The organism is Vibrio qingdaonensis, from assembly GCF_026191675.1.
GTDB classification, from domain to species: domain Bacteria; phylum Pseudomonadota; class Gammaproteobacteria; order Enterobacterales; family Vibrionaceae; genus Vibrio; species Vibrio qingdaonensis.
Window position 1 is genome coordinate 115,668 of record NZ_JAKRRY010000010.1, and the last position, 19,905, is coordinate 135,572.

Annotated in this window: 17 protein-coding genes and 4 tRNA genes; 18 read left to right on the forward strand and 3 right to left on the reverse strand. The window is 44.5% G+C overall.

Features of this window, described 5'->3' with window-relative positions; all coding sequences use genetic code 11:
• The first annotated feature begins 52 nt into the window (after nucleotides 1–52).
• From MD535_RS09955 to MD535_RS09970, 4 genes are all read left to right on the forward strand, one after another.
• A tRNA-Met gene (locus tag MD535_RS09955) sits at nucleotides 53–129 on the forward strand.
• A gap of 30 nt (nucleotides 130–159) precedes the next feature.
• Nucleotides 160–235, forward strand: a tRNA-Gly gene (locus tag MD535_RS09960).
• A 58-nt stretch (nucleotides 236–293) separates the two neighbouring features.
• A tRNA-Met gene (locus tag MD535_RS09965) sits at nucleotides 294–370 on the forward strand.
• A gap of 30 nt (nucleotides 371–400) precedes the next feature.
• Nucleotides 401–476: transfer RNA gene (locus MD535_RS09970), tRNA-Gly, on the forward strand.
• Nucleotides 477–1,163: 687 nt separating this feature from the next.
• Here MD535_RS09970 and queG read toward each other — a convergent pair.
• On the reverse strand, nucleotides 1,164–2,291 hold the full coding sequence (gene queG / locus MD535_RS09975) for a tRNA epoxyqueuosine(34) reductase QueG (protein ID WP_265674886.1): 1,128 nt from the start codon (nucleotides 2,289–2,291) through the stop codon (nucleotides 1,164–1,166).
• Between the two features lie 245 nt (nucleotides 2,292–2,536).
• Here queG and tsaE point away from each other — a divergent pair, with 245 nt between their 5' ends.
• The 13 genes from tsaE to rlmB all read left to right on the forward strand — a co-directional run bounded on the left by tsaE (nucleotide 2,537) and on the right by rlmB (nucleotide 17,656).
• Complete coding sequence (tsaE, locus tag MD535_RS09980) at nucleotides 2,537–3,001, forward strand: tRNA (adenosine(37)-N6)-threonylcarbamoyltransferase complex ATPase subunit type 1 TsaE (RefSeq protein ID WP_265674887.1); 465 nt, start codon at nucleotides 2,537–2,539, stop codon at nucleotides 2,999–3,001.
• 20 nt (nucleotides 3,002–3,021) lie between these two features.
• Nucleotides 3,022–4,713, forward strand: coding sequence for a LysM peptidoglycan-binding domain-containing protein (locus tag MD535_RS09985; RefSeq protein WP_265674905.1), 1,692 nt, complete (start codon nucleotides 3,022–3,024; stop codon nucleotides 4,711–4,713).
• Between the two features lie 47 nt (nucleotides 4,714–4,760).
• A complete protein-coding gene (gene mutL / locus MD535_RS09990; protein WP_265674888.1) occupies nucleotides 4,761–6,764 on the forward strand; it encodes a DNA mismatch repair endonuclease MutL in 2,004 nt (667 codons plus the stop codon).
• The gene (gene miaA / locus MD535_RS09995) at nucleotides 6,761–7,708 is read left to right on the forward strand and encodes a tRNA (adenosine(37)-N6)-dimethylallyltransferase MiaA (RefSeq protein WP_265674889.1); all 948 of its coding nucleotides are present in this window, start codon (nucleotides 6,761–6,763) and stop codon (nucleotides 7,706–7,708) included. Before mutL ends, miaA begins: the two co-directional genes overlap by 4 nt.
• 188 nt (nucleotides 7,709–7,896) lie before the next feature.
• Entirely contained in the window at nucleotides 7,897–8,160 is a 264-nt protein-coding gene (hfq, locus tag MD535_RS10000) for an RNA chaperone Hfq (protein WP_250618659.1), read from the forward strand.
• A 44-nt stretch (nucleotides 8,161–8,204) separates the two neighbouring features.
• Nucleotides 8,205–9,494 (forward strand): ribosome rescue GTPase HflX, encoded by a 1,290-nt coding sequence (hflX, locus tag MD535_RS10005; RefSeq protein ID WP_265674890.1) that lies wholly within the window; start codon nucleotides 8,205–8,207, stop codon nucleotides 9,492–9,494.
• 44 nt (nucleotides 9,495–9,538) lie between these two features.
• Complete coding sequence (hflK, locus tag MD535_RS10010) at nucleotides 9,539–10,738, forward strand: FtsH protease activity modulator HflK (protein ID WP_265674891.1); 1,200 nt, start codon at nucleotides 9,539–9,541, stop codon at nucleotides 10,736–10,738.
• A 2-nt stretch (nucleotides 10,739–10,740) separates the two neighbouring features.
• Nucleotides 10,741–11,721 (forward strand): protease modulator HflC, encoded by a 981-nt coding sequence (hflC, locus tag MD535_RS10015; protein ID WP_265674892.1) that lies wholly within the window; start codon nucleotides 10,741–10,743, stop codon nucleotides 11,719–11,721.
• 70 nt (nucleotides 11,722–11,791) lie between these two features.
• Nucleotides 11,792–11,977, forward strand: coding sequence for a DUF2065 domain-containing protein (locus MD535_RS10020; RefSeq protein WP_265674893.1), 186 nt, complete (start codon nucleotides 11,792–11,794; stop codon nucleotides 11,975–11,977).
• Nucleotides 11,978–12,126: 149 nt separating this feature from the next.
• Nucleotides 12,127–13,443, forward strand: a complete 1,317-nt coding sequence (locus MD535_RS10025) for an adenylosuccinate synthase (protein WP_265674894.1) — start codon at nucleotides 12,127–12,129, stop codon at nucleotides 13,441–13,443.
• Between the two features lie 243 nt (nucleotides 13,444–13,686).
• The gene (motX, locus tag MD535_RS10030; RefSeq protein WP_390902918.1) at nucleotides 13,687–14,325 is read left to right on the forward strand and encodes a flagellar protein MotX; all 639 of its coding nucleotides are present in this window, start codon (nucleotides 13,687–13,689) and stop codon (nucleotides 14,323–14,325) included.
• 103 nt (nucleotides 14,326–14,428) lie between these two features.
• Complete coding sequence (gene rnr, locus MD535_RS10035) at nucleotides 14,429–16,894, forward strand: ribonuclease R (RefSeq protein WP_265674895.1); 2,466 nt, start codon at nucleotides 14,429–14,431, stop codon at nucleotides 16,892–16,894.
• Between the two features lie 18 nt (nucleotides 16,895–16,912).
• Complete coding sequence (rlmB, locus tag MD535_RS10040) at nucleotides 16,913–17,656, forward strand: 23S rRNA (guanosine(2251)-2'-O)-methyltransferase RlmB (protein WP_265674896.1); 744 nt, start codon at nucleotides 16,913–16,915, stop codon at nucleotides 17,654–17,656.
• Between the two features lie 42 nt (nucleotides 17,657–17,698).
• Here rlmB and MD535_RS10045 read toward each other — a convergent pair whose 3' ends face one another.
• Together MD535_RS10045 and MD535_RS10050 are read right to left on the reverse strand one after the other, a co-directional pair.
• Entirely contained in the window at nucleotides 17,699–17,926 is a 228-nt protein-coding gene (locus MD535_RS10045) for a SlyX family protein (RefSeq protein WP_265674897.1), read from the reverse strand.
• Nucleotides 17,927–17,930: 4 nt separating this feature from the next.
• Nucleotides 17,931–18,914, reverse strand: coding sequence for a WD40 repeat domain-containing protein (locus tag MD535_RS10050; RefSeq protein ID WP_265674898.1), 984 nt, complete (start codon nucleotides 18,912–18,914; stop codon nucleotides 17,931–17,933).
• 168 nt (nucleotides 18,915–19,082) lie between these two features.
• Here MD535_RS10050 and fkpA point away from each other — a divergent pair, with 168 nt between their 5' ends.
• The gene (fkpA, locus tag MD535_RS10055) at nucleotides 19,083–19,868 is read left to right on the forward strand and encodes an FKBP-type peptidyl-prolyl cis-trans isomerase (protein WP_265674899.1); all 786 of its coding nucleotides are present in this window, start codon (nucleotides 19,083–19,085) and stop codon (nucleotides 19,866–19,868) included.
• The last annotated feature ends 37 nt before the right edge of the window (nucleotides 19,869–19,905 follow it).

A 19,905-nucleotide genomic window follows, 5' to 3' on the forward strand; every position in this document is an offset into this window, starting at 1 on the left:
CTTAGTAGAAAGTGACAGTTCTCACGGTACTTAACGGTGACTACAATTCGGACGCGGGGTGGAGCAGTTTGGTAGCTCGTCGGGCTCATAACCCGAAGGTCGTCGGTTCAAATCCGGCCCCCGCAACCACATTTAATCAATAGCATTGGCTGTTGATATGCGATACTAGCTCAGTTGGTAGAGCGCAACCTTGCCAAGGTTGAGGTCATCGGTTCGAACCCGATGTATCGCTCCATTTTCTCTTAGTAGAAAGTGACAGTTCTCACGGTACTTAACGGTGACTACAATTCGGACGCGGGGTGGAGCAGTTTGGTAGCTCGTCGGGCTCATAACCCGAAGGTCGTCGGTTCAAATCCGGCCCCCGCAACCACATTTAATCAATAGCATTGGCTGTTGATATGCGATACTAGCTCAGTTGGTAGAGCGCAACCTTGCCAAGGTTGAGGTCATCGGTTCGAACCCGATGTATCGCTCCATTTTAGCGCCGTTTAACCCGATAGAGGTTTAAAGCTTGTTCTGCTTTCTGTAGAGCAAGTTTTGTTAGTCGCTATGCTTTCTTTTTTCGAGAAAGCCTAAAGCAGCATTCCATACAAGCAAAGTTGAGAAACTTAGTCCTTTCGCTGCCGCTCTTTCCTAATGCTGAGAAGCATCACTCCAAAACAATTTAGTTAGTTTGTAACGTTTTTTATTATTGAGACGGTTTCGTCTCTGTAATGCGTCTGCGCTGCTATTCCTGTAGTTATTCAACTCTGTGGATATAGGTTAACGCCTTTTTCTACGGTACGCTTACATTTAAATCAACAGACTTATCCACATCTTATCGTATGTGGATAACTTGGTTGATAAATTGTTTTTACTCGATATGTTAGCTAAGTCATTGAAAGATCTTTACAGTAACGAGGGAACGAGAAAGTAGATAATTTAAATCTAAGGCATTGATTTTGTTATTGTTTTGTTTGATTTCTCATTCTGTGTTGCTGCATTTAAATGATCAACAAGTGACGTTTTTTTGATCCTAGTCATATATTGCATCTGTGTTTAACCTGTTTTCACAAGCACATAGCACGAATGAAATTTTTGTTTTTCCACAAATTCAAATATGAGATGTTAGTCAAGAAAATTTATTTGATTTATTGGCAATGTCGATATGAGACTTCTTGATGTTATGAATCGCGCGGTAGCCCTTTTTGCACTATCCGAATAAGACGTTGGTTTCTGCTGTCTATTTTGTTTAGTGACAATTTATCTTCTTGAGAACGTAACTTTTCCAGTGCCCAGTCGATGTGAGTGTCCAGCAACGCACTTTCACCCTTGAGGTTTTCGAGTACGGCAAGATACTCCGCTTGAAAGGGGGCATTGCCTAGCGCAATAATGATGTTTCTGCGCCATTGCTCATGTCCGATACGCCTAATGGCAGAGCCTTCCATGTTTTTTAAAAATGTACATTCATCCCAAGCTATTAATGCTGTTAAGTCCGGCTCATTGAATATTGAACGTCGCTGGAAGTCGACTTGCTTGCTGATGTCAGAGAATCGATTCCATGGACAGACTAACTGGCAATCATCACAGCCGTAAATTCGATTGCCAATCGCATCTCGGAATTCTTCAGGGATAATGCCATCATACTCAATGGTTAAGTATGAAATGCATCGCCTAGCATCGACGACGCCATTATCTAAGATGGCATTAGTTGGGCATGAGGTTATGCATGCAGTGCATTTTCCACACTGACTTTCAACGGGCATATCGATAGGAAGTGGTAGGTCGATAAATAACTCGCCAAGGAAAAACCAAGAGCCAGCATCTTTGTCGAGTATTAAAGAGTGCTTACCTGTCCATCCCAACCCTGCTTTTTCTGCTAGAGGGCGCTCGAGCACGGGTGCAGAGTCGACAAATGGTCGGTAACCCAGAGCACCGACTTCACTTTCAATCTTTTGACCTAACTTTTTTAATTGGTTGCGAATAAGTTTGTGATAATCCCGACCCAGTGCGTAGCGACTGATATAGCCTGTATGCTTATTTTGCAGATTGCTGGCAAAATGTGCATCTTCTGGGAGGTAGTTCATACGAACGCTGATGATACGGCATGTGTTGGGGTGAAGTCGGTCGGGGTGGAGGCGTAAATCTTGGTTTGATTCCATCCACGCCATTTCACCGTGATAGCCGGCTGCCAACCAGTGGTTAAGTGATGTTTCTTGATCTTCTAAGCTGATATCACTAATACCTGCTTTTTGAAAACCCAGTTCTTTCGCCCACTGTTTGATGTCGTTGGCAAGCTTATCTAAATCCATCACGATCACTCTATTCAAAAAGGACGCGTATTCTATACTCAAATCTGTTTGTATCCAAAGTATGAGTAGAAAAAAGACAGATATCCAAATTTGTGCGGGGGTTGGTGGGTATTTATCATCACTTTGTAGGGATTCACCGTTTTTAATGGTAAATTTTCTAATTACTTACACAACAACACTTGTCTACAAAAAGCGACACAGTTTACTATTTCACCTCTCAACCGACGTATTCAGAGAAAAATGTGATGAACACTAAAAAATTTGCCTTAGCTGATGAAGCAGCCACTGTTTTAATTGGAACTAAACTCGCTAATCTCTGCTCAAAACAAACAACCATTTATTTACACGGTGATCTTGGGGCGGGGAAAACAACGTTTAGCCGAGGGTTTATTCAAAGCCAGGGGCATCAAGGGAATGTGAAAAGCCCGACGTATACGTTAGTGGAGCCTTATCAACTCAAGCAGTGGAATATTTATCACTTTGATTTGTATCGTCTAGCGGATCCTGAAGAACTGGAATTTATGGGGATTCGTGACTACTTCTCTGATGATGCGATTTGCTTAGTTGAATGGCCTGAAAAAGGTGAGGGCGTATTACCAGCCGCTGATCTTGATATTGACCTTAGATACGTTGGAGAAGCGCGTGAAATTACATTTACTGCAAACTCTGAATATGGAATTCAGCTAATTAGTCAATTGGAGTTAAATTGATCAATCGTTTGTTTAGTCGCATGAAGGTGCTCATGCTGGCCATCGTCATTCTTTTCCCTACGCTTGTGTGGGCGAATACGCTTGAAGGGATACGGGTTTGGCCATCTCCGGATGAGACTCGAGTCGTTATTGACCTTAAGTCAAAGGCTGATTTTAGCTATTTCTCTTTATCTGGCCCAAGCCGTATTGTGGTAGACCTTAACAATACGGCGCTAAATACTACGCTGCCACTTAATGTGACGGACAGTCCAGTATTGAGCAAGGTAAGAAAAAGTTCTCCTCCAAAGAAGGGTACTTATCGTCTTGTTTTTGAATTAAAGCAGGCACTAACTCCTCAGTTATTTACCTTGAACCCAACACCTGGCGGACAATATGGACACCGTCTTGTTATCGATCTTCCTCATGGAAAAGCGACTCAGGCGAAACCTACTGCTGTTGCAAACAGTAAGACCGCCGTCAGTCGTGATGCGTCACAATTACGCGGCACGGCCGATATTGTCGTTGCCATCGACGCCGGACACGGTGGTGAAGATCCTGGCTCTATTGGGCCGACAAAAAAATATGAAAAGCATGTAACGTTGAGTGTCTCCAAAAAACTTGCGGCGCAAATTGATGCTATCCCAGGAATGAAAGCGGTACTGACTCGACGCGGTGATTATTTCGTTAATTTGAATAAACGTTCGGATATTGCTCGTAAAAATAAAGCACACCTGTTGGTCTCTATTCATGCGGATGCTTTTCGAACGCCACAACCTCGCGGGGCGTCAGTATTTGTTTTGAATACCAGAAGAGCGAATACTGAAATTGCCCGTTGGGTAGAAAACCATGAGCAACAGTCCGAATTACTTGGTGGTGCGGGAGAAGCGTTAGCGAAGAATTCAAATGACAAAAACGTCAGTCAAACGTTGCTTGACTTACAATTTAGTCACTCCCAAAAAGAAGGCTATAAAGTCGCCACAAAAATATTAAAAGAAATGGGGAAAGTGGCTCATTTGCATAAAAAAGAGCCGGTCAATGCCAGTCTTGCAGTACTGAAATCACCAGACATACCATCGGTACTGGTTGAAACTGGCTTTATATCCAACCCCGGTGAAGAGCGCTTACTTACTACGCGTAGTCACCAAGATAAGCTGGCGCGCGCATTAGCAACGGCGCTAGTCCAGTATTTTGAGGCTAACCCGCCAGAAGGCACTTTGTTTGCCAATAAAGGTCAGCAACGTAAACACACGGTGAAACGTGGCGAGTCGTTATCAGTGATTGCTCAGCAATACGGTTCTTCTGTTTCGTCGATTAAATCGGCGAATAAACTGAAGAGTAATGGATTGGCGGTAGGGCAAGTTTTAATTATCCCAGGAAACAGTGCGCCAGTAAAAGTGAGCAGCAAGGTTAATACCGTTGAAACGAAAGTTGTCACACATACGGTAGCGAAAGGGGAATACCTTGGAAAAATTGCGAGCAAGTACAAAGTGTCAGTTGCCGATATCAAGCGCGAGAACAACCTAAAATCGGATACGTTACGACTCGGTCAAAAACTGAAAGTATCGGTCAGCCTCAAAGACTTGCCAGTCAGAAAGCATACCGTTAAGCGGGGTGAGTTTTTAGGTAAGATTGCTTCACGCTATGACGTGACGATACAAAGCATACGTGAGGCGAACAAGTTACGTTCAGATCAGCTCGCAGTTGGGCAGGTTTTGATTATTCCTAATAGGTAACGTGCAGCGTTGACTATGTTTATATTTTGATGACTCGGAGTCGTGGTGTGACAATAAAAATTCTTCCAGCTAGATTAGCAAACCAGATTGCCGCAGGAGAGGTAGTTGAAAGACCCGCTTCGGTGGTAAAAGAGTTAGTGGAGAATAGTATTGACTCTGGCGCGACTCGTATTGATATCGATATTGAAAAAGGTGGCGCAAAGCTCATTCGAGTTCGCGACAATGGCAAAGGCATTGTTAAGGATGAGCTACAATTGGCTCTCAGTCGTCACGCGACATCAAAGATCCACACTTTAGATGATCTAGAGGCAATTGTTAGCTTAGGTTTCCGTGGTGAGGCTCTAGCCAGTATTAGTTCAGTATCAAGACTGACATTGACCTCAAGACCGGCCGCTCAGGAGCAAGCGTGGAGTGCCTACGCTGAAGGGCGAGATATGGCGGTGAACTTGAAGCCAACGGCCCATCCTATTGGCACAACGGTAGAGGTGCTGGATCTATTTTTCAATACGCCAGCACGGCGTAAGTTTTTACGCACGGAAAAAACAGAATTTACTCATATTGATGAGTTACTAAAACGCATCGCGTTAAGCCGTTTTGATGTGTCTATTAACGTTAAGCATAACGGTAAGTTAGTCCGGCAATATCGAGCGGCAAAAAATGAAGCTCAGGCTGAAAAAAGAATTGCATCGGTGTGCGGCGCGGCGTTTGTTCGTCATATGCTCAGAATTGAGCTAGAGCATCACGACCTAAAGCTTCATGGTTGGATTACCACACCAGAAGGTGGACGGGCGCAAAACGATCTTCAATATTGTTATGTTAATGGACGGATGATGCGGGATAAGCTGATTAATCATGCTATCCGGCAAAGTTACGAGTCGAGCTTGTCTGCGGATCAGTATGCTGCCTTCGTGTTATTTATTGAAATTGATCCCCATCAGGTCGATGTTAATGTTCATCCCGCTAAGCATGAGGTTAGGTTTCACCAAGCAAGATTGGTGCATGATTTTATTTATCAAGCGCTAAGTGATGCGTTAGTCCAAGCAAAATCAATAGATCTACCTCAAGTATCCACTGCTGGGTTTACCCAGGATGTGAGTGAAGCTAGCTCAGATGAAGCATTGTTCGAGCAAAAAAATGAAGATGAGCGGAAAAGTCGCTCAAACGCGGATTCTGTTGCAGAGACGGTGATGAATGCGGTGGCCAGTACACCGGCTTACCCAGGACGGAGTGATTATCGTCCTAGTGTTGAGTCTCAAACCGGCTCTTTGTCTGAAACTAGGCCTCAGCAGGGAATTTCAGAGCGTTCACCATCCAATCCGTGGGCTTCAGAAAGGTCATCTGCGAAAACGTCAAACCGCTCTGGCTCAAGGCACGTTGAGAATCCACCAACTCTTGAAGAGGCAAAAGTGTATCAAACACTATTGCAAACGCCTGACTTTCTGGATGTCTCTAGCGCTTCGGTGGTTGAAACGGAGGTGCACCAGACGGCCGTTGAGCACATTGGTAAGGCCGTAACAGTTATTGGGTCGCGTTATCTCTTGGTTAAGGCGGATCCTGATTGCGCGCTTGTTTCCTTACCTCGAGCGGAATTCTATAAGCTGTTTGCACAATTAGATCCTAAGCGGGCTTCGTTGACGATGCAGCCCTTGCTTGTTCCGTTATCATTAAAGGTGAATGATAGCCAGCTGAAGCTCGTTGAATCTCAGGTGGAACTTTTGTCATCTTTTGCGATTGATATTAAAGTTAGAAACAAGCAAACCGTGATGGTAATGGGCGTCCCTTCGCCCCTTCGGCAGCAAAATTTGCAATTGTTAATTGATGAAATGCTGTCATACTTGGCAACCCTTGAGCAGCATGACCTTAACCAAAATGAACTGAGTCTTTGGTTAGCAAAGAAAGTGCTGCAAGTGAAAAGTAGTTACACATTATCGGAATCTGTTCAGTTGCTGAGTAATTTGGAGCAGTTATTCGATGGTAAGTTACCTTTAAGCGATACTAAGTTTGTTCGTCCTGTCGATTTTACGGCCACAATTGCAGCGTTTTCATCATGAGTCAGAAATTACCGTTAGTTTTATTTTTAATGGGTCCTACCGCATCAGGTAAGACCGATCTTGCGATACGCCTTCGTCAGCAATACCCTGTTGAGATCATCAGTGTTGATTCTGCTTTGATCTATAAAGGTATGGATATAGGTACCGCTAAGCCTGATGCTGATGAGTTATTGGCGGCGCCCCATCGCCTTATCGACATACTCGACCCAAGCGACGCTTATTCTGCAGCCGATTTTCGACGCGATGCGCTAGCAGAGATCGCCAAAATACACGCAGAAGGTAAAATTCCCCTGCTTGTCGGTGGCACCATGCTTTATTTCAAAGCGTTGTTGCAAGGGTTATCTCCTTTGCCTGCGGCTGACCCTGAGATACGTAAGCAATTAGAACAAGAAGCTCAAGATAAAGGTTGGCAAGCTCTCCATGATGAACTTAGGGCGATTGATCCTGTCTCAGCTGATAGAATTCATCCTAATGATCCGCAGCGTCTTTCTCGCGCGCTAGAGGTGTATCGAATATCAGGTAAGTCCCTGACAGAACTGACGGAAGTGAAAGGGGAGCCGTTGCCATTTCGAGTGAAACAATTTGCTGTAGCGCCCAAAGATCGTGCTTTGTTACACAAACGAATTGAATTACGTTTCGATAAAATGATACAAGCAGGTTTTGAAGATGAAGTAAAAGCATTATATGCTCGAAAAGATCTTCATCCCGATCTACCATCTATTCGTTGTGTCGGGTACCGACAAATGTGGGAATATTTAGATGGGGACTGTAGTTTTGATGATGCGATATTTCGCGGAATCTGTGCTACTCGTCAATTGGCTAAACGTCAGATTACCTGGTTAAGGAGTTGGGAAGATCTGGTTTGGCTGGATAGCGAACACATTGAGAGTGCAATGAAAACTCTCACAGACGCCATAGCATCCGATGGCATTAACTGTGTATAATGTAGTCGCTTTTGTATATTTGTACCCAAAAAGGAACTGAGTTTTGTTTTCAAAGTGAATTGTTGTTCTATGATTATAAAACTAACGGGTATTTCATTGGTTTAGCTCAGATGCAAAGGCCACACAACTCGTCGTGTACCAATAGCTAAATAATTAAAACTAAAAATATTAATATAAGGAAAATAAAAATGGCTAAGGGGCAATCTCTTCAAGACCCATTCCTGAATGCGCTTCGTCGTGAACGCATTCCTGTTTCGATTTATCTTGTAAACGGAATCAAACTACAAGGTCAAATCGAGTCTTTCGATCAATTTGTGATCTTATTGAAAAATACCGTTAACCAAATGGTCTATAAGCATGCGATTTCGACCGTTGTACCTGCACGTGCGGTGAGTCACCACACGGGCGAGCGTCCAGCGAATGATCGCCAACAAGAGAAATCTGAAGATTAATACTCTATCTCGTACAGTAAACATCATAAATAGGAGTTGGTAGCTTGTTTGACCGTTATGAATCGGGGGAGCAGGCTGTTCTTGTTCATATCAACTTCACGCAAGAAGGTGAGTGGGAAGATCTCAACGAGTTTGAGATGCTGGTGTCTTCAGCTGGCGTTAACAACCTGCAGGTTGTGACAGGTAGTCGTCAGTCTCCTCACCCGAAATACTATGTTGGCGAAGGAAAGGCTCAGGAAATTGCACAGGTTGTACAATTAACTGGTGCTGATGTGGTTATTTTTAATCATGCACTTTCTCCAGCCCAAGAGCGTAATTTAGAAGGTTTGTGTAAATGTCGAGTATTGGATCGAACGGGTTTGATTCTGGACATTTTTGCTCAACGTGCGCGAACCCATGAGGGTAAGTTGCAAGTCGAGCTCGCGCAGTTGCGTCACATATCTACACGATTGATTCGCGGTTGGACGCACCTTGAAAGACAAAAAGGTGGTATTGGCTTACGTGGTCCCGGTGAGACTCAACTTGAGACTGACCGACGATTATTACGTGACCGAATCAAAACGATTTTACGTCGTTTAGAAAAAGTTGCGAAACAGCGTGAACAAGGCAGACGAGCCAGAAACCGAGCAGAGATCCCGACGATTTCTTTGGTGGGTTATACCAACGCAGGAAAGTCGACACTGTTCAACTGTATTACTGAAGCGGGCGTGTACGCGGCGGATCAGCTATTCGCAACGTTGGATCCAACACTCAGAAAAATTGAATTGGCTGATGTAGGCACTTCAATTCTAGCTGACACGGTTGGATTTATTCGTCATCTTCCGCACGATTTGGTCGCGGCATTTAAAGCCACACTGCAAGAAACGCAAGAAGCAGACATTTTGTTACATGTTGTTGATGCAAGTGATGACCGTTTTCGTGAGAACATGCAAGCTGTTCATGACGTGCTAGAAGAGATTGATGCTGGTGATGTACCGGCTCTAGTCGTGATGAATAAAATAGACAATCTAGAAGGCCAACGTCCTCGTATAGAGCGAGATGACGAAGGACTACCGAGAACCGTTTGGGTTTCTGCCATGGAAGGGCAAGGAATTGAACTGTTGTTCGAAGCGCTGACTGAGCGTTTAGTGAGCCAAATGGTTCAGTATCAATTGAGAATTCCGCCACAGTATCAAGGCCGCATTCGTAGTACATTTTTTGATATGAAATGTATTCTGCGGGAAGAATATGATACAGATGGTAACTTGTTGATTGATATTCGGATGCAACAAATAGATTGGTCTAGACTTGAGAAGAGAGAAGGGGCAGTTTTGAGTGACTTTATCGTTACTTAAAGGACTGCTACAGTATAACGTCATAATAATGATGGAGCTTCCTAATGGCGTGGAATGAGCCTGGTAATAATAATGGAAACAACGGCCGCGATAATGACCCTTGGGGCAATAATAATCGCGATGGCCGCAAGTCCGGCGACCGTAATCAAGGTCCGCCTGACTTAGACGAAGTTTTCAACAAGCTAAGTCAAAAGATTGGTGGTAAGTTTGGCAAGAAAGGTGGCGGTGGCCCATCAATAGGCGGTGGCGGTAGCGCAATCGGCTTTGGTGTTATTGCATTGATTGCCGTTGTCATTTGGTTCGCTTCTGGTTTCTATACCATTGGTGAAGCTGAGCGTGGTGTTGTTCTTCGCCTCGGCAAATACGATCGTATCGTTGATCCAGGTCTTAACTGGCGACCTCGCTTTATCGATGAGTACCAAGCGGTTAACGTACAAGCTATTCGTTCGCTACGTGCATCAGGCACCATGCTGACGAAAGATGAGAACGTTGTCACGGTAGGAATGGATGTACAGTATCGCGTTTCAGATCCTTACAAATATTTGTATGTGGTAACCAATGCGGATGACAGCTTAAGTCAAGCCACTGATTCTGCACTTCGTGCGGTTATCGGTGATGCGTTGATGGATAGCATTCTAACGAGTGGTCGTCAGCTTATTCGACAAAGTACGCAAGAAACGTTGAATAGCATTATCGATAATTACGATATGGGTATTACGCTTGTTGATGTGAACTTCCAATCGGCACGTCCACCGACGCAAGTACAAGATGCGTTCGATGATGCGATTTCTGCTCGTGAGGATGAAGAGCGTTTCATTCGTGAAGCCGAAGCTTACAAGAATGAAATTATTCCGAAAGCAACGGGTCGAGCGGAACGTTTGAAGAAAGAAGCACAAGGTTACTCAGAGCGTATTATTAATTCAGCTCAGGGTCAGGTTGCACAGTTCGAAAAATTGTTGCCTGAATACCAAGCGGCTCCAGAAGTCACACGTAATAGACTGTATCTAGATACAATGGAAGAGGTATATTCCAATACTTCTAAAGTGCTGATTGATTCAGAATCAAGTGGCAACCTATTGTACTTGCCGATTGATAAATTGGCGGGACAAGAGTCTTCAAATAAAGCGCGTAAGCCACAGTCCACATCGGCGTACGATGAGATTCAATTGGACGCAAAGTCAACTGACGCACCAGCAAGTTCGACAACTTCACGCGACTCGAACTCACGTCAAGGGAGATACTAATAATGCGTAAATTAGCAATACCAGTATTAGTGGTTGCGTTGGCATTAATGCTGATGTCTTTGTTTGTCATCCCTGAAGGTGAAAGAGGTATTGTGATCCGTTTCGGTCGAGTACTGAGCGATGACAATAATGTATCTCGTATCTACGAGCCAGGGTTGCACTTCAAAATGCCGTTGTTTGATCGCGTTAAAACACTCGATGCGCGTATTCAAACGATGGACGGCCGTGGTGACCGTTTTGTAACGTCAGAGAAAAAAGACGTAATCATCAATACCTACGTTAAGTGGAAGATTGAAGATTTCCGTCAATACTATCTGGCGACAGGTGGTGGTGACTCGCTGACCGCTCAAGCGTTACTCGAAAGAAAAGTGACAGATGTATTACGTTCTGAAATTGGTTCGCGAGAAATCAAGCAAATCGTTTCAGGTCCACGTAATAAAGATGTACTTCCGGATAGTGCAGACAGCGAAGAAGTGACAACTGAGGCTGCTAAACAGGCGCTTGAGATTGACGGAGAACGTGACAAAATCATGGATAACGTTCTGAGAGATACCCGCGAAAGTGCGATGAAAGATCTCGGCGTTAGAGTGGTTGACTTCCGAATGAAGAAAATTAACTTACCGGATGAAATCAGTGAGTCAATTTATCGTCGTATGAGAGCTGAACGTGAATCAGTTGCTCGTAAACACCGTTCTCAAGGTCGTGAGAAAGCAGAGGTTATTCGTGCTCAAGCAGAGCTTGAAGTAGCGACTGTGCTAGCTGAAGCCGATAAAACAGCGCGTGTAACGCGAGGTGAAGCAGATGCTGAAGCTGCCAAAGTTTATGCAAGTGCTTATAGCAAAGATGCTGAGTTCTACGGCTTTATCCGTTCACTTGAAGCATACCGAACTTCTTTTGCGGACAAGAGCGATATCCTAGTTCTTGATCCTAAGAGTGAATTCTTCCGTTACATGAATGACGCCAACGGTGCGCCAGTTAAGTAACTGAAGCGGTAAAATTTACTACGATAAAAGGCCTGTCTTAGATGGGCCTTTTTCTTATTTGGAGAAAAACATGACCACATCATTTTGGTTAGCGATTGGCTTGGTATTAATTTTTGAAGGGCTTGGGCCATTGTTAGCACCTAAGGGGTGGAGAGCTATGATAGGCCAATTAGTATCCCAGCCTGATCACCAACTGCGGCGTGTAGGCGGTTGCCTAGTTGTTGCTGGTGCAGTGATGGTATTTATGCTGTCTTGAGCTGAGTCTGGAAAACAAATCACAGATTGATTTTATTTATAAAAGACAGATATTTAGAACCGTGTTAGCGATTAATGTCCAAAAAATGACTGCACAAAGTCACATTTCGGTGCTAGAATCCTTTTTTAACTAGCAATCAGATTGGAAAGATGGGAAATAACGTAGTCGTTCTGGGCACCCAATGGGGTGACGAAGGTAAAGGTAAAATCGTAGACCTTTTAACTGAAGATGCAAAATACGTGGTTCGCTATCAAGGCGGTCACAATGCAGGTCACACTCTAGTCATTGACGGTGAAAAAACCGTTCTTCATTTAATTCCATCAGGTATCCTTCGCAATAACGTTAAATGCGTTATTGGTAATGGTGTTGTTCTGTCTCCAGATGCACTATTAAAAGAAATGAAGCCGTTAGAAGAACGTGGTATTCCAGTACGTGAGCGTCTTTTCATCTCTGAAGCTTGTCCTCTAATTCTTCCTTACCATATTGCTATTGACCAAGCGCGTGAAATCGCTCTAGGTAAAAAAGCAATTGGTACGACGGGTCGTGGTATCGGTCCTGCCTACGAAGATAAGGTGGCTCGTCGCGGTCTTCGCGTTGGCGATCTTTTCGATAAAGAAATGTTTGCAGAAAAGCTTAAGAAAGTAATGGAATTCCATAACTTCCAACTAGAGCATTTCTACAAAGTTGAAGCGGTAAGCTACGACGAAGTTCTTGAGCAATGCATGGCTTATGCAGACCTACTCACCTCAATGGTTATTGATGTTACTGACGAACTAGATGCAGCGCGTAAGCGTGGCGACAAGATCATGTTTGAAGGTGCACAAGGTACGCTTCTCGATATCGACCACGGTACTTACCCGTATGTAACATCTTCAAACACAACTGCTGGCGGTGTTGCTGCTGGTTCTGGTTTTGGTCCTCGTCACATCGGTTACATCCTTGGAATTACTAAGGCTTACTGTACTCGTGTTGGTTCAGGTCCATTCCCGACTGAATTGTATGACGGTCTAGACAAGCAAGACCCTGTTGGTAAGCACCTAGGCGATGTTGGTCATGAATTTGGCGCAACAACAGGTCGTTTACGTCGTACTGGTTGGTTTGATGCTGTTGCTATGCGTCGTGCGGTACAAATTAACTCTATCTCTGGTTTCTGCCTAACGAAGCTAGATGTACTAGATGGCCTAGAAGAGCTAAAAATCTGTACTGGTTACAAGATGAAAAATGGCGCTATTCTAGAAGTTTCTCCAATGGCTGCAGAAGCGTTTGAAGAAGCAACGCCAATTTACGAAACGATGCCTGGTTGGTCTGAAACTACCTTTGGTGCGACGTCTATCGAGCAGCTGCCAAAAGCCGCTCTAGATTACATCAAGCGTATTGAAGAGCTAACTGGTGTTTCAGTTGATATCATCTCTACGGGTCCAGATCGTAACGAAACTATCGTTAAGGTTCACCCTTTCGAAGTTTAATTCGAAGACTGAATTGATGAATAGAAACCAGCGCTTGCGCTGGTTTTTTTATGTCTACCAGTTTGCCCTAACTGTGATCTTCTGCCATTTTTTTGACATCGTTACGCTTATGCCGTGCTCAAGTGGCAAAATTTTGCCGTTTTTTTGTGGTTTCTATTAAAGTGAACTCGATGTTTGCCGATAAAATGGGAACAGCGGCTTATTGAAGCCGGCGTGGTCTTTGGGATATGAGGAAATGATATAGTGATGAGGCGACACAAAATAACAGCGTTGATTTGTCTGTCGTTACTTGGCACTTTGAAATCGGCTCAAGCTGAAAGCGTCGGTGCACCAGTCCCAATCTATTCTGAAGATCAGCTGATTAAATTGATTAGTGAGAACCGTCACCTTGCGAGAGTGAAAGCGGATAACTGTCAACTTGTTGAAGATATTATGGCGCGCGCCACCCGCATTAACCTGCCTTCTTATGAGTTCCTATATGGCGATATGTTAGCATGGGGTGTTTGTGTTCCTCAGGATGTTGAGCTTGGACTGTACTATATGGAAAATGCCGCTCATCAAGGATTGCCTGTCGCGTTAGAGCAGTTGGGGCGTTATTACTCTCGAGGTACATTTGTCCAAGAGGATAAAGAGCGAGCGATTCCTTATTTTCGTGAAGCGGCATCCATGGGTAATATAGACGCAAGGATTCAACTTGCCGAGTTGTTGCTGCGTGATTATGGTAGCCCAAGAGATTACGAAGACGCCTACCGCTGGCTTTATAACTCAGTAACCCCCGATAATTTGAAGCATAAGCGAATCTCGATGCTACGTCGGGGCTTAGAGTCACGCATGCCACAGAATATTATTGCTCGAGCGAAGCGTCGTAGCGATTTTTGGTAAACCCTGCTGTACGTTTTAGCTAGAGAATGATAAACGATTTCTGTAGCTTATCCCCCCAGTCAGTTATAATCGACCTATACCTCCCCTCAAAATAGGTCTGACTATGTCGAATAAGCCTAGCGAAAATCGTGTCGACGATCCCTTTGCCGAAAGAGAATCCCAAAACTACGAAAATCCCGTTCCGAGCAGAGAGTTCATTGTTGATTTCTTAAAAGGTGTCAACGTCCCAATGAACCGTAACGATCTGTTTGAATCGCTAGGACTGTCTGGTGAAGAACAATATGAAGGGTTACGTCGTCGTCTACGTGCAATGGAAAGAGACGGACAGCTCGTCTTTACACGTCGTCAGTGCTATGCCTTGCCAGATAAGTTTGAAATGATTAAGGGTACCGTCATTGGTCACAAAGACGGCCACGGTTGGGTGAGACCTGAAGGTAGCTTAAATAAAGACCAAGACGTGTTGTTACCGCATCATCAGATGCGCACTTTGCTGCATGGTGATTTTGTTCTCGTTCAGCCTACAGGTAAAGACAAGCGAGGGCGCAAAGAAGGTCGATTGGTTCGAGTACTTGAAGCGCGTAAGGACCATATCGTAGGACGCTTTTTCTTGGAGTATGGCTATGCCTATGTCGTTTCCGATGATTCTCGTATTAGCCATGATATTCTGATTCCTAATGAACATCGTAACGGCGCTCGTATGGGTAACGTTGTGGTTATTGAAGTGACCGATCGTGGCGCTAAGTCTCGGAAAATGGCTGGGCAAGTGGTTGAAGTACTTGGTGAAAATATGGCACCAGGTATGGAAACACAAATTGCTATTCGAGCTCATCAGATCCCCCATATTTGGCCTGAAGAGGTCGACAAATATGTCGCACAATTTGGTGAGTCAGTGCCGGAAGAGGCAAAAGAAGGCCGAGTTGATCTTCGTGAGTTACCACTCGTTACGATAGATGGGGAAGATGCTCGAGACTTTGATGATGCGGTGTATTGTGAGCGCAAGAAAAGTGGTGGCTGGCGTTTATGGGTCGCTATCGCAGATGTGAGTTATTATGTACGAACAGACTCTGCGCTAGATAAAGAAGCGATAAAACGCGGCAACTCGGTGTATTTCCCTTCACAGGTTGTCCCAATGTTGCCAGAGGTGCTGTCTAATGGGCTTTGTTCGCTAAACCCACAAGTTGATCGCTTGTGTATGGTGTGTGAGATGACCATTTCGGATACTGGTAAGCTATCGGGTTATAAGCACTATGAAGCGGTGATGAACTCCCACGCACGACTGACGTACAATAAGGTGAGTGATATCTTAGAAGGTGATACGGAGCTCAGAGAGCGTTATGACCCAGTCGTCCCTCACCTTGAAGAGCTACATCGCATGTATCAGGTGCTGAAAACTGCCCGAGATCAACGTGGTGCTATTGAATTTGAAACGGTAGAAACTAAGTTTATTTTCAATGCGGAAAGAAAAATTGACCGTATTGAGCCTGTCATTCGCAATGATGCCCATAAGATCATTGAAGAGTGCATGATCTTGGCCAATATTGCGTCTGCTTCATTAGTGGAGAAGGCGAAAGAGGCCGCGTTATATCGAATTCACGAATCTCCAGGGGAAGAACGACTTACCAGCTTCCGAGATTTCCTAGGCGAACTAGGTCTTAATTTGACGGGTGGGCTAGAGCCTTCACCCACAGATTACGCAGACTTAATCAAACAAATCCGTGAACGTCAGGATAAAGAGCTGATCCAGACCATGCTACTACGCTCAATGAAGCAAGCGGTCTATAACGCTGATAATTGTGGCCACTTTGGTTTGGCGCTAAAGCGTTATGCGCACTTTACTTCCCCGATTCGTCGTTATCCTGATTTGTTGCTTCATCGCGCGATTAAGTATCTGATTGCCAAAGAAGCAGGGCGTAATCAAGATCGTTGGACGCCGACAGGCGGCTATCATTATTCGTTTGATGATATGGATTACTACGGTGAGCAGTGTTCAATGACTGAGCGTCGTGCCGATGACGCCACCCGAGATGTATCGGATTGGCTCAAATGCGAATATATGCAGGACCATGTCGGAGAAGAGTTAGATGGTGTTATCGCCAATGTAACGGGCTTCGGTTTCTTTGTTCGCCTGACAGAATTGCATATTGATGGATTGGTTCATATTTCCAATTTAGCTAACGATTACTATCAATTTGATGCAGTAGGGCAGCGATTAATTGGTGAAAGTTTCGGTGCGATTTATCGACTAGGTGATGCGGTTAAAGTGAAAGTTTTAGCGGTAAATTTAAACGATAAGCAAATCGACTTTGAATTAGTCGGTACCGATCGTAAAGTACGTGGTAAAGGAAAAACGGCGAAGAAGCGCGTTGCGGAAGCGCAAAGCAAAGCCAAAGCGAAGAAGCAAGGTGTCGCGAAAAGTAGACGTTCTGGCAAAGCAACGCCACTAGTTGAGCCAACGAAGCGCCCGGACGGCAAAGAACAGAAGTCGCCCGCTAAGGGTTCCAAAGCAAAACCTGGGAAAGCTCGAAGTAAAAAACCTCGAGCGAAAACCGGCGGCGCGAAAAAGAAATAATATTTCAAGGTTAAAACCATGAGTAATGAATTTATTTACGGCATTCATGCTGTAAAAGCAGTATTAGAGAAAGACCCTGCACGCTTTATCGAAGCTTTTGTTCTAAAAGGCCGTCAAGACGATCGCTTGCTACCTTTGCTAAATGAACTAGGCCAAATTGGCTGCTCGATTCAGCAAATGGGGCGGAAAGTACTTGATGACAAAGCAAGTGGTGCGAACCACCAAGGTATCATTGCGAAGGTGAAACCCGCTAAGCAGTTAAATGAAAACGACTTAGATACCATCTTAGCCAGTCATGACCAGCCATTATTTTTAATTTTGGATGGCGTAACAGACCCCCATAATTTGGGTGCTTGTTTACGTAATGCGGATGCAGCAGGTGTTGCGGCGGTGATCGTGCCAAAAGATAAATCTGCGCCATTAACGGCAACAGTAAGCAAAGTAGCTTGTGGGGCGGCGGAAACCGTACCGTTGGTACGAGTCACCAACCTTGCAAGAACAATGCGCGCACTGCAAGAACACGGTGTGTGGATCGCGGGTACGGCTGGAGAGGCGACGCACGATGTCTATCAAGCTAAACTAACAGGTCCTCTAGCCATCGTTATGGGCGCGGAAGGGGATGGAATGAGACGACTCACACGTGAAACGTGCGACGATCTTATTAAGATCCCGATGGCTGGCTCTGTATCGAGCTTGAACGTATCGGTGGCATCTGGCATCTGTCTGTTCGAAGCGGTGAGACAGCGTTCACTTACGAAGTAAGCGACCGTTATAAAAATAAAAGGTCAGCGTATGCTGACCTTTTTAGTAATGCGGAGGAGGGGTTTCTTCCGATGGATCAGCAAGATTCGGCGAATCCATATTCTTCACTTTACCAACGACATATTTCATTTGGTCTTGCATCTTACTGATCAACAGCTGCTGTTGAGTCAGCGCATCATTGAGCTCTTCAATCGTTTGTTCTTGAAATGCAATTTTGCACTCCATATCGTTGATTCTTTCTTCTAGTATTTCGTAACGCTCTTTAGTCATTTGATCACTCGTTAAGGGACCACGCCTGCACGACACCAGCAGAGGAGGCGGAGAGTACCTGTTGGTTATCTTTGAAGGCTGCATCATACACTACCCCTCTTGGAGGGCGCACATCTTTTAGCATCTCTACATCATAGCTATTAATTTTTTCTCCAGAATCCGTGTCCCAAACAATTAAGCGTGATGACGGTGAACCTGTCGCTAGTCGCTGACCGTCATCAGAAAATCGAGCTGCCGAAAAAATTAGTTGTCGTGACCAACTGCTTAGTTGACTTTTTTTTGTGCCCGTCTTTAAGTTCCAAATAATGGCGTTGTTTCCGGTGTCAGCGGTGAGTGCGTAAAGACCATCACGTTGCAATTCCACCGTCCCTACACGCTGTTCATGGGGGAAGTGATGCAGAACCTGCCCTGATTCAGTGCTCCAAAAATAAGCATTATGATCGTTTCCGCCCGTGAGGGCGTATTTTGCATTTGGAGATAAGGCCACAGAATTCACTTTTTCTACGTGAGCAAGGAACTCTAATCGTCTTCCGGTGACTAAATCGATGAAAATTGCTTTACCATTACTTAATCCAAGTAACACTTCTTCGCCATTGTTACCAATGGCGATGTCTTGGATTAAACCATCAGCAATAGACCACAACCCGGTTGATTGAGACCAAGCGAGGTCCCAAATAGCAAAGTTGGTTTGAGTTGCGGTGACGGCAAAGCGCCCATTGTCAGAAAAGCGAATGAGTGAAATGATGTTTTCGTCAGGATCTTGGATGCCAAGTTTAGCAAGTAGCTGATTATCTTGAAGATCCCAAAGCTGCAAATGTTGTTGTTTAGTATACAAGAGCGCAAATCGCGCATCTCGGCTAAGCGCCAGGCTAGTTGAACCTTCTAACGCAAGATCCCAACGTTTCTCTGCTTTATTGGAGAAAAAGCAGCCATTTAACAGACTGATGACAATTAAGTACACTACAGAATGAGATATTATTCGCATCATTACCGATATTCCACATTGAGTCTTGAGCCTAAGCGAGTATATTTATAGTTCTTGTAAGATTTAAATAGTGACTAGATTTAAATAGTTACGCATAGCGTCTCGAAAAACAAGGCGAATTGCTTCGACTAGCTGCTAAATCTATAGCGTGTCCATAAATTGGAGAAAAGAATGAAATCGATATTTAAAGTGTCGCTACTTGCAGCGACAGTAATGTTGGCAGTAGGTTGTCAAAAAGAAGAGCCGAAAGCAGAGCCAGCAGCACAAGAGCAAGTGCAAGCAGAAACAGGCAAAGCGGTTCACTTTAAAACGGAAGATGACAAAGCTGCGTATGCAATTGGTGTTTCTTTCGCAACTTACCTAAGCACTAGCATTGAAAAGCCAGCAGAATTTGGTATTGAGCTTAAGAAAGAATTGGTACTTAAAGGTATCGAAGAATCATTTGCTGGCAAAGAAACACTGTCAGAAGATGAAATCCGAGCAGCATTGGAAGGTCTAGATAAGCGCGTTGCAGAAACGATGCAGCAACAGGCTGTAGAAAAAGCAGCGGCTGCACAAAAAGCTGGTGATGACTTCCGTGCTGAATTTGAGAAGCAAGAAGGCGTAACAAAAACTGAGTCGGGTCTTCTTTATCAGGTAGAAACAGCGGCAACAGGCGATCAACCGAAAGAGACGGATACCGTTGAAGTACACTACAAAGGTACGTTGATTGACGGTACTCAATTTGACAGCTCTTATGAGCGTGGTCAGCCTGCAACGTTCCCTCTAAACCGCGTTATTCCAGGTTGGACGGAAGGTGTGCAACTGATGCAAGTCGGTTCAAAGTACAAGTTTGTTATTCCACCTGAGCTTGCGTATGGCGAACAAGACACACCGACTATTCCAGCAAACTCGACACTTGTGTTCGAAGTGGAATTATTGAAAATTGATGGCGAGAGCGCTGAAGCTGCTCAATAATTGGCCATGAAAAGTATATAAAGGCTCACATTGGTGA

What these genes read in the sequence shown, in the direction of transcription:
- rnr (WP_265674895.1), top strand. Translation starts at nt 14,429, where the DNA reads ATGTCGAATAAGCCTAGCGAAAATCGTGTCGACGATCCCTTTGCCGAA.
- MD535_RS10025 (WP_265674894.1), top strand. Translation starts at nt 12,127, where the DNA reads ATGGGAAATAACGTAGTCGTTCTGGGCACCCAATGGGGTGACGAAGGT.
- MD535_RS10020 (WP_265674893.1), top strand. Translation starts at nt 11,792, where the DNA reads ATGACCACATCATTTTGGTTAGCGATTGGCTTGGTATTAATTTTTGAA.
- MD535_RS10050 (WP_265674898.1), bottom strand. Translation starts at nt 18,914, where the DNA reads ATGATGCGAATAATATCTCATTCTGTAGTGTACTTAATTGTCATCAGT.
- miaA (WP_265674889.1), top strand. Translation starts at nt 6,761, where the DNA reads ATGAGTCAGAAATTACCGTTAGTTTTATTTTTAATGGGTCCTACCGCA.
- MD535_RS09985 (WP_265674905.1), top strand. Translation starts at nt 3,022, where the DNA reads ATGAAGGTGCTCATGCTGGCCATCGTCATTCTTTTCCCTACGCTTGTG.
- rlmB (WP_265674896.1), top strand. Translation starts at nt 16,913, where the DNA reads ATGAGTAATGAATTTATTTACGGCATTCATGCTGTAAAAGCAGTATTA.
- tsaE (WP_265674887.1), top strand. Translation starts at nt 2,537, where the DNA reads ATGAACACTAAAAAATTTGCCTTAGCTGATGAAGCAGCCACTGTTTTA.
- MD535_RS10045 (WP_265674897.1), bottom strand. Translation starts at nt 17,926, where the DNA reads ATGACTAAAGAGCGTTACGAAATACTAGAAGAAAGAATCAACGATATG.
- fkpA (WP_265674899.1), top strand. Translation starts at nt 19,083, where the DNA reads ATGAAATCGATATTTAAAGTGTCGCTACTTGCAGCGACAGTAATGTTG.
- hfq (WP_250618659.1), top strand. Translation starts at nt 7,897, where the DNA reads ATGGCTAAGGGGCAATCTCTTCAAGACCCATTCCTGAATGCGCTTCGT.
- hflK (WP_265674891.1), top strand. Translation starts at nt 9,539, where the DNA reads ATGGCGTGGAATGAGCCTGGTAATAATAATGGAAACAACGGCCGCGAT.
- queG (WP_265674886.1), bottom strand. Translation starts at nt 2,291, where the DNA reads ATGGATTTAGATAAGCTTGCCAACGACATCAAACAGTGGGCGAAAGAA.
- hflC (WP_265674892.1), top strand. Translation starts at nt 10,741, where the DNA reads ATGCGTAAATTAGCAATACCAGTATTAGTGGTTGCGTTGGCATTAATG.